The sequence below is a fragment of the Algibacter luteus genome (assembly GCF_030344935.1).
Lineage (GTDB): Bacteria > Bacteroidota > Bacteroidia > Flavobacteriales > Flavobacteriaceae > Arenitalea > Arenitalea lutea.
This window is the reverse complement of the sequence record NZ_CP128313.1, coordinates 2,949,733-2,962,189: the sequence shown is the minus strand read 5'-3', so window position 1 is coordinate 2,962,189 and position 12,457 is coordinate 2,949,733. Positions and strand designations below refer to the sequence as shown.

The following is a 12,457-nucleotide window of genomic DNA, read 5'->3' as shown; positions in this document are numbered from 1 at the left end:
TTTAAAAAATGATAAAAAAATCATCATTAATAAAAAGTTTAATTTTAGTAGTGTTTACTGCACTATTAAGTATTGAAACAGAAGCTCAGCAAGACCCTCAGTTTACTCATTATATGTATAACACAATGAGTGTAAATCCGGGCTATGCAGGACAACGAAATACCTTAAGTGCTACAGCTTTATATAGAACCCAATGGGTAGGTATTGACGGGGCTCCAAAAACAATGACATTTGGTATTCATTCCCCATTAAGAAACGATAGAATAGGATTAGGTTTAAATGTAGTGAGTGATCAATTAGGACCAGCCGAGGAAACAAGCATTGATGCCAATTTTTCGTATTCTATTCCTGTTAATGAATCTGGCGATTTAGAATTGTCTTTCGGAATAAAAGGTGGATTACACCTTCTTGATACAGATTGGAGCAAGGGTCGATATCAAAATGAAGACAATGCATTTAATGAGAACATTAATTTAATATCTCCAACTCTGGGAGCTGGATTATACTTACATTCAGAAAAATGGTATTTAGGATTTGCAGTGCCTAATATTTTAAATACCGAACATTACGATGATTTTCAAGAATCAATTGCTACTGAAAGATTACATTACTTTTTAATAGGAGGATATGTTTTTAATTTAAGTGATAATACTAAATTAAAACCAGCCTTTTTAGTAAAAGGTGTTTCGGGAGCACCAGTAATAGCAGATCTTTCAGCAAACGCTTTATTCAATGAAAAGTTTACTTTAGGATTAGCATATAGATGGGATGATTCTGTGAGCGGCTTAGTAGGATTTCAACTAAGCCCCGAAATATTTATAGGATATGCTTATGATGCGACTACTACGGCACTTAACAATTATAATAGTGGTACTCATGAAATAATGCTGCGATTTGAATTACAACAAATTGCGAAAATTTTATCACCAAGATTCTTCTAAAAAGACATAGATATGAAATTAAGAATATATATTTTAACCTTAGTAAGTGTTTTTAGTTTAAGTTTTTCTTTTGCTCAAAAAGGTAAAATAAAAGCAGCTGAAAAACAATATGAAAATTTGTCTTATAAGAAATCTACAGATGCTCTATTAAAACTTGTAGAAGAAGGTAATGCTAATGGAGATGTTTATCAAAAGTTAGCAAATGCCTATTATTTTAATGGGCAAATGGAAAATGCTGTAAAATGGTATAAAGAGTTATTTTTCTTAGGTAAAGAAATTGAATTAGAAAGTTATTACAGGTATGCTCAAGCATTAAAAGGCATTGGAGAGTATTTTAAATCAGATGAAATTATGGAGAAATTCAGTGAATTACATCCAGCAGACTCCAGAGCAATAGCGTTTACAAAGTCACGTAATTATTTGGACATGATTGAAAATATTTCAGATGATTATGTTTTGGAAAATCTCGATTTCAATACATCTTATTCAGATTTTGGAGCAACATTTTATGGTACAGAACTATATTTTGCTTCCTCAAGAGAAGAGAAGGATGATATTTACCAATGGAATCAACAACCGTTTTTGAATATCTATAGAGCCAAAGAAGGAGCTTCAGAGGTCGTTAAAATTCAAGGTGATGTAAATTCAAAATATCATGAATCTTCAGCAGTTTTTACTAAAGATGGTAAAACTATGTATTTCACAAGAAATAACTTTTTTAAAGGTAATTTTAAGAAGAGTAATGAAGATATACATGGATTAAAAATTTATAAAGCTACATTAGTAGATAGTCTATGGACCAATATTGTATCACTCCCGTTTAATAACGACGATTATAATGTAGCTCACCCAGCACTTAGTGTAGACGAAAAGAAACTATATTTTGCGTCTGATATGTTCGGCACTCAAGGTGCTTCAGATATTTTTGTAGCTGATATTAATGAAGATGGTACATATGGCGAACCAATAAATTTAGGTCCAAAAGTTAATACAGAAGGAAGAGAGAATTTTCCTTTTGTTAGTGAAAAGGGTATACTTTATTTTTCATCCGATGGACATGTAGGTTTAGGAGGTTTAGATGTTTTTAAAGTTGAATTAGATAAATTAAATGAAACTTCAATATTAATTCAAAACCTAGGTAAACCCATAAATAGTTCTAAAGATGATTTTGGATTTATAATTAATGAAACCAGTGGAAAGGGTTTCATTTCTTCAAATAGAGAAGGAGGAAAAGGAGATGACGATATTTATAGTTTTGTAAAGCCACCATGTTCTAGAGCAATTACTGGAACCGTATTAAATAAAAGAACTTCAGAAGTGTTAAGTAATGCTGATGTTTTTGTATACGATTCTAGTAGAAACTTGTTAAAGTCTTTAAAAAGTGACGATTCAGGAAAATTTACTTTTGATTTAAGTTGTAATGAAAGAACTTATTTAATCGAAGCAAAAAAAGATAAGTTTAAAGATGATTTTACTGATTTTTCGATAAAACCTAATGAAGAAACTAGTTTGAAATTAGAATTGAAATTAGACCCGGCGGTTGCCAAAGTAGGTACAGATTTAGCATTGTTACTTAATTTGAATCCAATTTATTTTGATTATGATAAATCTTTTATCCGTCCGGATGCCGAAATAGAATTGGCTAAGGTTATTAATTATATGAAAGAATATCCAAACGTAAAAGTGGATGTTCGATCTCATACCGATTCAAGAGGTAGAGATGCTTATAACTGGGCATTATCGAATAGAAGAAACAAATCAACACGAGAGTATATAATTAATAAAGGCGGTATTTCTGCTGGCCGACTTTCAGGTCAAGGTTATGGAGAAACTCGTTTAACTAATCGTTGTACAAATGCTTTTAAATCCATTTGTTCAGAAGCAGAGCATCAAGCTAATAGACGAAGCGAATTTATAGTCGTTGAAAATTAACAGATCTAACCATCAATAAAAAAGCATCTAATTCATTTAGATGCTTTTTTTATTTATACATGGATTTAACAAGTTGCAATTTTGTTTGTATTTTTGTTAAACTATGAAAGAAGAAAAAGTGATCCTTGTTAACGAAAAGGATGAGCAAATAGGTTTAATGCCAAAGCTAGAAGCCCACGAAAAAGCGTTGCTACATCGGGCATTTTCGGTTTTTATTTTTAATGATAAAAATGAATTGATGTTACAACAAAGAGCTTTTAATAAATACCATTCTCCAGGGCTATGGACAAACACCTGCTGCAGTCATCAGCGTGATGGTGAATCTAATTTAGAAGCAGGAAAAAGACGTTTAATGGAGGAAATGGGATTTGTTGTTGACTTAAAAGAGACCATTTCCTTTATTTATAAAGCGCCATTTGATAATGGTTTAACCGAGCACGAATTTGATCATGTTTTACTTGGTAAATACAATGGCGAGCCGCACATTAACAAGGAAGAAGTGGCTAGTTGGAAATGGATGCCTCTGGAAGAAGTAAAAACAGATATTGCAAAACACCCAGAAAGTTATACTGAATGGTTCAAGGTAATTTTTGATAAATTCTACGAGCATATAAATATAGCATCAGAATGATAGTAACTGTAAGTAGAAAAGCACATTTTAATGCGGCACACAGACTGTATAGAAAAGATTGGAGTTTTGAAAAAAACGACGAAATTTTCGGAAAATGCAATAACCCAAATTTTCACGGTCATAATTACGAACTCATTGTAAGTGTTACTGGTGAAATAGATAAAGAAACGGGCTATGTTATTGATATGAAAGTTTTAAAGGACATTATAAAATCTGAAGTTGAAGATGCTTTTGACCATAAGAATTTAAACGAAGAAGTCCCTGAATTTAGAGATTTAAATCCTACTGCTGAAAATATATCGGTTATAATTTATAATAAAATTAAGCCTAAGTTAAGCCCAAATTTAAAACTCGAAATTACACTTTATGAAACACCTCGTAATTTTGTGGTTTATTCAGGACATTAAGAGGAGGATAAGCAATTAAATCTAATTAAAAACACACTTAATAATTAATTTTAAAAACGGTAGACTATTAGAAGTTTATGTTTAATTTTGCAACCTAAATAAATAAGAAATTATGGCAAATGTTAGAGATTTAAAAAAGGATATAAATTACGTTCTAGGAGATATTATAGAAGCAGTTTACATTTGGGAATATTCCAATACAGATAAGGACACTAAGAAAAGTGAGGCAATTATTGACGAAGCTATTGAGACTTTCGATGAATTAATCGCAAAGGTAAATGCTAAAGACGTTGATAACCCAAAAGCTCATTTTAAAGCAATAAATAATGAGCTTGAAACTAAAGGGCGTGCTTTAATTGAAAAAATCAACAAACTAGGGTAAAATTTTATAACGGGTGTTTGCAATTGTAATTTTTGCTATTATATTTGCACCCGTTAAAACGCCGATGTAGCTCAGCTGGCTAGAGCAGCTGATTTGTAATCAGCAGGTCGTGGGTTCGAGTCCCTCCATCGGCTCAAAAAAAAAGCCTTTCCGAACGGAAAGGCTTTTTTGTTTATATATATGAATTCATTTTAATTTACTTCGTTCTTTTTGATTTCCTTAATAAAGGTCCCGAGTTCTTTACCATATTTAGACGCTTTAACTTTAGGTGTTAAAGAATTATTTATGGTATCTAATAAATCAATTCTTGCATCGTAAATTTCTGATAAAGCCAGATAAGGCGCAACTTCACTGTCTTTATTGTTTAGTGCAAAGTTTACAGTATACAAATATTTTCGTTTAATATTTTTGTTAGATTCTTTAATAAGAGCATTTAATTTAGCCGTATCACCAACTTTTTGAGCTTCAAATTGTTCTTTTAGAACATCTAAATTTCTATTATTTAGTTTAGATATTACGGTATTATATTCTTCTAAAGTTTTTTGTTGTTTTGATCCTTTAATATTGGCATCAAAAGCAAAGTTTTTTAAAGTAGTATTAATCTCCGTTATACCTTTATCTGCGAAAAACTCAATTCGGTCTTTTTCAGCACTTTTTTTATCTAGGTATAAATAAAAAACTTCTGGGGTTTCTAAAGTACTATATAATTCTATTGGTACTGCACCATTAACAACAATTGAGTCTACCGTAACCAGAGCGGTATCTTGTATTTTTTTAAGATAAAGAGTTCCTTTTTTTAAGCCCTTTACATGGGCTTTTACAGTTAAATCATGTTGTTCTTTACCGCAAGAAATAAATATAATAGTTAATAATAGAATTGATAATTTCTTCATGAAGTTTAATGTGATTTTATAGAAGCACAAATATCATATAATTAAACGTGAATTACTAGTAGGTCTATATAATTTTAGAAGTCCTTGTTATTTGTTAAAGTATTCTTAAAAATAAATTAACAAATTCTTTGGCATAAGGATTGCTATATATTAATCGTAATTACATTCGTTATTAAAGTTTATTGAGTAGTTACTTTAAACTGAAGATTTGTAATTCATATTTGGTTGGTTAGTTAGAAAAAGAGCATCTTATTTAAGATGCTTTTTTCGTTCATCTTGTTTAGTGGAATAGGTTTTTAAAGTACATTGATAGTGCATTTCATCGATAATATCGATGAACTCATCCGTAAATGTTAAAATTAAATGTATTTCATCGATTTTTAATGTATTTTGTCGTTCAAATATATTTTGAAATTCTATATTTGACATGTACTAAATAACACACTTTTTAGTTCAATGGATTAATTAATTAATATTTGCATTATGTTGTTAAAAAAGGAAACCCCAAATCTAGCATCATAGTATAAAAAGCAAATTGAAAAAAGACCGAGTTTGAGGGAACTCGGTTTTTTTATGCAATAATTCTAAATGTTAAATTAATTCGATTTCCTATTTTCTTTTTAGTTTTTGGAATTTGATGTAACCAGTTTGTTTGTGTTTTACCTTTCATGAGTAAAAGGCTACCATGTTGCAATGTTAATTTGGATTTAAGTGATTTATTAAATTTGTGTTTAAATTGAAAAACTCTTTCAGCACCAAAAGTTACTGAAGCAATAATTGGGTCTTTACCCAACTCTTTTTCGTTATCTGCATGCCATCCGTTGCTATCATTACCATCTCGATACAAATTGGCTAAACAACTAGTGAATTTGATATTAATTTGCTTTTCAATTTTGTTTTTAATCTCTAATAGGTCACCTTTAAAAGGATTTGGTTGCATAGTAATATTACTGTATTTATAATTCTTTTTGTTATCTGCATAAAAAGCTGTTAAGCGTGGCTGTAAGAAGGTTTTCCCGTATACTTTTATATAATCTTGTTTCCAGTTAATTTGACTCATTAAACTATCAAAATAATCATTGGCTTCTTGTAAACTGAAAAAAATAGGAAAATATGCAACATCTGCATCTTTCAAGTTCAAATTTATTGGAGATTCAAAAAGCATATTCTTTTATTTTCTAAATTAGCATAATTCAAAAAATAATGAATTATACTTTACCTATTTTTATTTGCCTGTTTATTAACAGCATATTTGCCCAACTTCCTAATGGTTTTGTGTATGTTGAAAATATTATACCCGATTTAGAAGTTGAATTGCGGTATTTTACTTCAAACAATTTTGTAGGAGAACCTATTGAAGGTTATCACGCTAATAAACTTATATTAACAAGAGAGTCTGCCGAAGCACTTAAATTGGTTCATGAAGCTTTGCAAGAACAAAACCTGTGTTTGAAGGTTTATGATGGTTATAGGCCGCAGCGTGCCGTAAATCATTTTATAAATTGGGCAAAGGATTTAAATGATACCATTAACAAAACCGTTTTTTATCCGAATGTAAAAAAACGAAATTTATTTAAGGAAGAATACATTGCTTCTAGGTCTGGACATAGTAGAGGGAGCACGCTCGATTTAACCATTATAGACGCTAATACAGGTGTTATTTTGGATATGGGAAGTGTATATGATTTTTTTGGTGAAGAATCATGGGTGAATTATGATAACTTAACAGACCAACAGAAAAAGAATAGACAACTACTTCAATTTTATATGAGCAAATATGGGTTTAGAAATTACCCAAAAGAGTGGTGGCATTTTACATTGCGTGGAGAACCATTTCCTAATACGTATTTTGATTTTCCTGTAAACTAAAAAACTGCTTTACATAAAAAGGCAGTTTTTTAGTTTATTAAAAATCATATGACTATTCCTTATCTAAGTTCTTGGTCATATTAAAACCTATAAATAAACCTAGTCCAGCCATAAGGAAAATAGTTGCAGGATATACCGCATCTTCATCCAGAGTCGTGTATTGATCTAAAATTGAAGCTATAAATACTCCTAAACCAATACCCATAAGTAAAAGGGATAAGTTTAAAATAAGTATTTTCCAAATTGGCGCTGTGTACCCTTTTCCTTTTACAAAAATACTGGCGTCTGCTCCTTTTTCTATTAGTGCCAAACGCTCTTTATTTCTAGTTGAAAAATATAAATAAAATACTCCGAAAATTGCACCAAATATAATTGGTATAATGATTAATTCTGATCCCATAATTGTTCGTTTTTAATTGATTACTTTTAATTTGTACATAGCTTATGACGACAAATATTTTATTTAGGTTACACAATTAGTTAATTTTTTTTTCAAAGTTTATTGTAACCTTATAAGAAAAATGGTCGTCTTACTTTCAAAATGACCATCAACGACCAACACTATATTGATTTAATTAATAAAGGAGATACCAATGCATTTGCTAAACTGGTAGACCGTTATAAGGATTTAGTGTACACTTTAACTTTGCGTATGTTGAAAAATAGAGAAGAGGCTGAAGAAGTATCTCAAGATACTTTCATAAAAGTTTATAAGTCTATAAATCAATATAAAGGAGAATCAAAATTTTCAACATGGATTTATAGAATAGCATATAATAGAAGTTTAGATCGTTTGAAGAAGAATCGAAAGTATTTTAACAATGTTGCTATTGATGAATTTACTGAGCATCAGGTAAAAACAATAGATAATGCTTTGAGTAAATTAGAAGATGAAGAGCGTAATCATGCTATTCAAAAATGTATTGCATTACTGTCAAGTGATGATGCCTTTCTTTTAACTTTATATTATTTTGAAGACCAAAATTTAGATGAAATTTCGAAAGTCATAGGTTTAACAATAAATAATGTGAAAGTGAAATTGTTTAGAAGTAGAAAGAAACTTGCAACTATTATGATGGCACATCTAGAACCAGAAATTATTGAACATTATGGAAGAGAAAGAAACTAAATACTTAGAGGATTTATTAAGAAAAGTTATTGGAGAAACAACTATCGAAAGTCCTTCTTTAGATTTTACCAATGCAGTGATTACAAGAATAAACGAGTTGCATAAAAGTGAAGTAACAGTATACAAACCGCTAATTTCTAAAATGGCCTGGATTCTAATTGCTTTAGTTGTGGTCTCATATATTATATTCTTTGCATCTAAAACGGAATCTTCTAATTGGCTAACGTCAGTAGATTTTAAAATTCTTTCAAAAATAAATGTTTTATCAGATGTAACACTATCGAAAACATTTACTTACGCTATTCTCTTTTTAGCATTAATGTTTTGTATACAAATACCTCTAATTAAAAATCATGTTAATAAACGCTATGAAATTTAGATAATCAATTACGTTTGTTTTGGATAAAGATTTTAATACCAGCGTTTCTTTTTCTTTTTAGAAGCGACACTTTTTCTCCCTTTTTTATGCTTGCTTCCTGTTTTTTTCGACTTATGGATAATAGGTTTTGCCTTAGGGTCTAGCGGGTAAGGATGCTCATCAATAACATCTAATTGCATTTGAATGAGTTGTTGAATAGTGATAATGTAACTCTTCTCATCGGCAGAACAAAGCGAATACGCCATTCCTGTATTTCCTGCTCTCGCAGTTCTTCCAATGCGGTGTACATAAGTTTCTGGTACGTTTGGTAAATCGAAATTCACAACAGCATCAAGGTCGTTAATATCAATCCCTCGTGCAGCCACATCGGTAGCAATTAAAATGTTAACTTCTCCTTTTTTAAATCTGTTTAAAGCTTCTTGTCTTGCGGTCTGACTTTTATCACCATGAATACTATCAACTTTATAGCCATTATTTATAAGGGTCTTTTCAAGTTTATCCACACCAAATTTTGTTCGTCTAAAAATGATAATATTGCCTTTAATGGTATTTCTAAGTAAGTGTAAACACAACTCTATTTTGTTTCGCTTTGGAACATAATAAAGTAATTGATTTACGTTTTTTGAAGTTGATGAATTTTGCGAAACTTCCACCCGTTCTGGCTCGTTTAAAATAGAATTCGTTAATTGCTCAACTTTATAAGGTATAGTTGCAGAAAACAATAAAATCTGTTTTTCTTTAGTGCATAATCGCTCTATTTTTTTAACATCGTCAATAAACCCCATGTCTAGCATTAAATCAGCTTCATCTAATACTAATGTTTCTACATAATCTAGGTTAACGAAATCTTGTTTATGTAAATCGAGTAAACGCCCCGGAGTTGCAATTAAAATATCGATGCCTTTTTTTAAAACATCTTTTTGCGGTTCAATTGAAGTGCCACCAAAAACAACGGTTGTTCTTAAATTGGTATATGTGCTATAAGCTTTAAAATTTTCTTCTATTTGTATAGCTAATTCGCGGGTAGGACTTACAATTAAAGCTTTAACAGTTTTTCCTTTTTTTGGCGCATCTTGTTTATCTAATAAAGATTGAAGAATGGGAAGTGCAAAAGCAGCTGTTTTACCAGTACCTGTTTGCGCAGAAACGATAACATCTCTTTTGTTTAATACAAAAGGAATGGTTTTTTCTTGAACCAGAGTAGGATTGTCGTAACCAGCCTCAGCAACCGCACGTAAAATCGGTCGGCTTATTTTTAATTCTTTAAAAGACATTTGTAAAAGTTTGGCACAAAGATATGACAAACATGGCCAAAATTAATTTTTTAAATATCCACCCAGGAGAGCTCTTTTTTTAGCAGGAATTGCAGGGCTTTGAATTGCTATTTTTAGTAAATCTTGGTCTTTTTTCTTTGCATACACCAATTGAAATAGTTGTGCCACAGAAATTCTATGTTCAGGTCGTTCTAGCAATTTAAATTCATCATTTACACTAACAGTGCCTTCTTCTATTACGCTTAGATAGGTGCCACCAAAACCATGTTGAATAAATTGCTTTATAACATGTTGATTTTCAAATTTATGTCCTAATTTATAACAGGGCTCACGGTATTGAGAAACTCTAACTGTGGCATGACCTATTTTATAAACATCTCCTAAGAATACTTCGTTTTCATTAAAATCTGAAACTGTTAGATTCTCACCAAACATTCCCCAAGACCAATTTAAATTTGGGTAGAGGTTTTTCCAATACGGATATTCTTCAGCAGAAAACATATAACAAGCTTTAAACTCGCCACCATGATGTACTCTATCTGTAACTTCATCACCTTTAATATCATTTTTTGTTAGGTAAATAGGTTGATTGGTAGGCTTTTTAAAAATACCTGTTGTTTCTTCTTTACCGTTCCAATTAAAAGTTACAGGTTCTGCGATGTTAGTTGAGATTATTTTCATGAGCTATTTTTACGCATTTTTAAAACTTATGATTTATACAAATAATCATAATTTCAAGTAATATAACATTTTCTTAGCTTCTAGCTTCAATACTGTATTGAATATCTAATTTAAGACCTCCAAACCATTTCGTTGAAAAGTTATAAAGTGATGCTTCTATAATTCCTAAAAAAAAACCAATGCATGAAAAAATTAAAGGCATGCCAATAAGTGCTCCAAATGCTAATACACTTCCATAACTTAACCCAGGTGTTTCAGTAGATGTCATCCAATCTAGCGTTACAAGAGTATCAATTATTAATCCACCAAAAGCATATATAATTCCTAAAATGAATCCAATAATAATCCCAAGAAATGCCTGTAATTTCGCAAAAGATAATACTCCAATTTTCTTTATTTTTCTCATCATTTTTTGTGTTAAATTCATAAATGAGTTCTAGTACATGTTCTTTTTCGTTAACATAATTCTTTCTCTTCTAAATTAAGACTTTTTGTTAGTTTAATTGCAAAAAAAAACCACCTTGCTTTCGCAAAGTGGTTTTATGTGTAGTTTAATTTCTATTTAATTACATGGCTGCTTTGTAAATATTTATAGTGTCTTCTAGTGTTACATCTCTTGGGTTTCCCCCAGTACATACATCTGCAAGTGCATTTTTAGCCATTTCTTCAAAGTCTTTTTCTTTTACACCTAACTCTTTTAATCCAGAAGGTATGCCAACTGATTTTGACAAAGCTTTTATCGCTTCGATAGCAGCATTGGCACCTTGAGTATCGCTCATTTCTAAAACTCCAACGCCCATGGCTCGTGCAACCCTTTTAAGTTTATGTGCACATGCTGGAATATTGAATTGTTCTACATGCGGTAATAGTATAGCATTCGCAACACCATGCGGTAAATCATACATACCTCCCAATTGATGTGCCATAGAATGCACGTATCCTAAACCAGCATTTGAGAATGCCTGTCCTGCAATGAATTGGCCCCATGCCATCTTGCTTCTCGCTTCGAGATCTTTACCATCCACAACGGCTTTTTCTAAACTTTGTGATATTAATTTTATAGCTTCTAGCGCTAAAGCATCAGACCAACCAAAGGCGCCTTTCGTAACATAAGTTTCTATGGCGTGAGTTAAGGCATCCATTCCTGTAGCTGCCGTTAAAGCTGCAGGTTTTCCTAACATTAATTTTGGATCGTTTACAGCAATTTTAACTAAACAGTTTTTATCAACCATTACCATTTTTATATGGCGTTCTTCATCTGTAATTACATAATTAATGGTTACCTCACTTGCGGTACCCGCTGTAGTATTTATTGCAATAATTGGTAACGATGCATGTTTTGATAAATGAATTCCTTCATAATCACCAATGTTGCCCCCGTTGGTTGCAAGAATTCCAATGGCTTTACCACAATCTTGAGGTGATCCTCCACCAAGTGTTATAATAAAATCACAATTGTTCTTTTCTAATAATTCTAAGCCGTCGTTTACGTTTTTAACTGTTGGATTTGGATGAACATCGTCAAATATTATGGCTTCAATATTAGAAGATTTGATAACTTTCAATACTTCTCTGGCAACTCCTAATTTTACTAAAACTTTGTCAGTAACAAATAGTGCTTTTTTATAAGGAAGTGTCTTTAATTCTTCTCCTAAATCATTTAATGCACCTGGTCCTATTAAGCTTAAAGGGGGTAAATATATTCTTCTGTTTTGTAACATGTTTGATAGTTTTATTTAAATTTAAAAGCATAAAGGACTATAATAGTTGCCACTTATTTTATGACTTTTATCAATTTTATAAATGCAAAAGCATTAATGAAAATTTAAAGATTGTAAAGTGTTTATTATATCTTATTTTGATCTTAATATTTGTAATTTTTTGCCTGCTATTAATGTTAAAAGTTGAATGGATTTGTTAAAAAAATGATTTAATAAAA

At 30.9% G+C, this 12,457-nt stretch carries 15 protein-coding genes and 1 tRNA gene; 9 read left to right on the top strand and 7 right to left on the bottom strand.

All coding sequences use genetic code 11. The annotated features are described in order from the left end of the window. The first annotated feature begins 8 nt into the window (after positions 1-8). The 6 genes from O5O44_RS12540 (at position 9) to O5O44_RS12515 (ending at position 4,427) form a co-directional block, all read left to right on the top strand. Entirely contained in the window at positions 9-941 is a 933-nt protein-coding gene (locus O5O44_RS12540) for a PorP/SprF family type IX secretion system membrane protein (protein WP_019387417.1), read from the top strand. 12 nt (positions 942-953) lie between these two features. Further along, entirely contained in the window at positions 954-2,873 is a 1,920-nt protein-coding gene (locus O5O44_RS12535; protein WP_289194646.1) for an OmpA family protein, read from the top strand. Positions 2,874-2,976: 103 nt separating this feature from the next. Further along, the gene (idi, locus tag O5O44_RS12530; RefSeq protein WP_019387415.1) at positions 2,977-3,504 is read left to right on the top strand and encodes an isopentenyl-diphosphate Delta-isomerase; all 528 of its coding nucleotides are present in this window, start codon (positions 2,977-2,979) and stop codon (positions 3,502-3,504) included. Continuing rightward, positions 3,501-3,911: a 6-pyruvoyl trahydropterin synthase family protein gene (locus O5O44_RS12525; protein ID WP_019387414.1), complete on the top strand. Its 411-nt coding sequence runs from the start codon at positions 3,501-3,503 to the stop codon at positions 3,909-3,911. Before idi ends, O5O44_RS12525 begins: the two co-directional genes overlap by 4 nt. Before the next feature lie 112 nt (positions 3,912-4,023). After that, the gene (locus O5O44_RS12520) at positions 4,024-4,293 is read left to right on the top strand and encodes a hypothetical protein (protein WP_019387413.1); all 270 of its coding nucleotides are present in this window, start codon (positions 4,024-4,026) and stop codon (positions 4,291-4,293) included. Positions 4,294-4,353: 60 nt separating this feature from the next. Then, positions 4,354-4,427: transfer RNA gene (locus O5O44_RS12515), tRNA-Thr, on the top strand. A 57-nt stretch (positions 4,428-4,484) separates the two neighbouring features. Here the strand turns inward: O5O44_RS12515 and O5O44_RS12510 are convergent. Together O5O44_RS12510 and O5O44_RS12505 are read right to left on the bottom strand one after the other, a co-directional pair. Next, positions 4,485-5,186, bottom strand: a complete 702-nt coding sequence (locus tag O5O44_RS12510; protein WP_289194645.1) for a DUF4369 domain-containing protein — start codon at positions 5,184-5,186, stop codon at positions 4,485-4,487. A gap of 571 nt (positions 5,187-5,757) precedes the next feature. Continuing rightward, positions 5,758-6,351 carry an alpha-ketoglutarate-dependent dioxygenase AlkB family protein gene (locus tag O5O44_RS12505; RefSeq protein WP_289194644.1) on the bottom strand — a complete coding sequence of 198 codons (594 nt, stop codon included), beginning with the start codon at positions 6,349-6,351 and terminating at the stop codon, positions 5,758-5,760. A gap of 38 nt (positions 6,352-6,389) precedes the next feature. Between O5O44_RS12505 and O5O44_RS12500 the strand changes: the two genes are divergently transcribed. Then, positions 6,390-7,055 (top strand): M15 family metallopeptidase, encoded by a 666-nt coding sequence (locus O5O44_RS12500; RefSeq protein WP_289194643.1) that lies wholly within the window; start codon positions 6,390-6,392, stop codon positions 7,053-7,055. Between the two features lie 52 nt (positions 7,056-7,107). On the opposite strand, the gene O5O44_RS12495 is transcribed toward O5O44_RS12500, so the two are convergent. After that, a complete protein-coding gene (locus O5O44_RS12495; RefSeq protein WP_019387408.1) occupies positions 7,108-7,455 on the bottom strand; it encodes a DUF6249 domain-containing protein in 348 nt (115 codons plus the stop codon). Positions 7,456-7,596: 141 nt separating this feature from the next. Here O5O44_RS12495 and O5O44_RS12490 point away from each other — a divergent pair, with 141 nt between their 5' ends. Together O5O44_RS12490 and O5O44_RS12485 are read left to right on the top strand one after the other, a co-directional pair. After that, the gene (locus O5O44_RS12490; RefSeq protein WP_289194642.1) at positions 7,597-8,184 is read left to right on the top strand and encodes an RNA polymerase sigma factor; all 588 of its coding nucleotides are present in this window, start codon (positions 7,597-7,599) and stop codon (positions 8,182-8,184) included. Next, on the top strand, positions 8,165-8,563 hold the full coding sequence (locus tag O5O44_RS12485) for a hypothetical protein (protein ID WP_289194641.1): 399 nt from the start codon (positions 8,165-8,167) through the stop codon (positions 8,561-8,563). The genes O5O44_RS12490 and O5O44_RS12485 overlap by 20 nt, the downstream gene beginning before the upstream one ends. Before the next feature lie 32 nt (positions 8,564-8,595). Here the strand turns inward: O5O44_RS12485 and O5O44_RS12480 are convergent, their stop codons facing one another. The 4 genes from O5O44_RS12480 to O5O44_RS12465 all read right to left on the bottom strand — a co-directional run bounded on the left by O5O44_RS12480 (position 8,596) and on the right by O5O44_RS12465 (position 12,239). Next, positions 8,596-9,837, bottom strand: coding sequence for a DEAD/DEAH box helicase (locus O5O44_RS12480; protein ID WP_289194640.1), 1,242 nt, complete (start codon positions 9,835-9,837; stop codon positions 8,596-8,598). Between the two features lie 42 nt (positions 9,838-9,879). Continuing rightward, entirely contained in the window at positions 9,880-10,518 is a 639-nt protein-coding gene (locus tag O5O44_RS12475; RefSeq protein ID WP_289194639.1) for an MOSC domain-containing protein, read from the bottom strand. 73 nt (positions 10,519-10,591) lie between these two features. Further along, positions 10,592-10,945 carry a DUF3566 domain-containing protein gene (locus tag O5O44_RS12470; protein WP_019387403.1) on the bottom strand — a complete coding sequence of 118 codons (354 nt, stop codon included), beginning with the start codon at positions 10,943-10,945 and terminating at the stop codon, positions 10,592-10,594. A gap of 139 nt (positions 10,946-11,084) precedes the next feature. Continuing rightward, entirely contained in the window at positions 11,085-12,239 is a 1,155-nt protein-coding gene (locus O5O44_RS12465) for an iron-containing alcohol dehydrogenase (protein ID WP_289194638.1), read from the bottom strand. Positions 12,240-12,457: the final 218 nt, after the last annotated feature.

Excerpts from the sequence above, each read along its gene's own strand:
- idi (WP_019387415.1), top strand. The coding sequence starts at position 2,977 with ATGAAAGAAGAAAAAGTGATCCTTGTTAACGAAAAGGATGAGCAAATA.
- O5O44_RS12495 (WP_019387408.1), bottom strand. The coding sequence starts at position 7,455 with ATGGGATCAGAATTAATCATTATACCAATTATATTTGGTGCAATTTTC.
- O5O44_RS12470 (WP_019387403.1), bottom strand. The coding sequence starts at position 10,945 with ATGAATTTAACACAAAAAATGATGAGAAAAATAAAGAAAATTGGAGTA.
- O5O44_RS12520 (WP_019387413.1), top strand. The coding sequence starts at position 4,024 with ATGGCAAATGTTAGAGATTTAAAAAAGGATATAAATTACGTTCTAGGA.
- O5O44_RS12485 (WP_289194641.1), top strand. The coding sequence starts at position 8,165 with ATGGAAGAGAAAGAAACTAAATACTTAGAGGATTTATTAAGAAAAGTT.
- O5O44_RS12475 (WP_289194639.1), bottom strand. The coding sequence starts at position 10,518 with ATGAAAATAATCTCAACTAACATCGCAGAACCTGTAACTTTTAATTGG.
- O5O44_RS12525 (WP_019387414.1), top strand. The coding sequence starts at position 3,501 with ATGATAGTAACTGTAAGTAGAAAAGCACATTTTAATGCGGCACACAGA.
- O5O44_RS12505 (WP_289194644.1), bottom strand. The coding sequence starts at position 6,351 with ATGCTTTTTGAATCTCCAATAAATTTGAACTTGAAAGATGCAGATGTT.
- O5O44_RS12490 (WP_289194642.1), top strand. The coding sequence starts at position 7,597 with ATGACCATCAACGACCAACACTATATTGATTTAATTAATAAAGGAGAT.
- O5O44_RS12510 (WP_289194645.1), bottom strand. The coding sequence starts at position 5,186 with ATGAAGAAATTATCAATTCTATTATTAACTATTATATTTATTTCTTGC.
- O5O44_RS12540 (WP_019387417.1), top strand. The coding sequence starts at position 9 with ATGATAAAAAAATCATCATTAATAAAAAGTTTAATTTTAGTAGTGTTT.
- O5O44_RS12465 (WP_289194638.1), bottom strand. The coding sequence starts at position 12,239 with ATGTTACAAAACAGAAGAATATATTTACCCCCTTTAAGCTTAATAGGA.
- O5O44_RS12535 (WP_289194646.1), top strand. The coding sequence starts at position 954 with ATGAAATTAAGAATATATATTTTAACCTTAGTAAGTGTTTTTAGTTTA.
- O5O44_RS12480 (WP_289194640.1), bottom strand. The coding sequence starts at position 9,837 with ATGTCTTTTAAAGAATTAAAAATAAGCCGACCGATTTTACGTGCGGTT.
- O5O44_RS12500 (WP_289194643.1), top strand. The coding sequence starts at position 6,390 with ATGAATTATACTTTACCTATTTTTATTTGCCTGTTTATTAACAGCATA.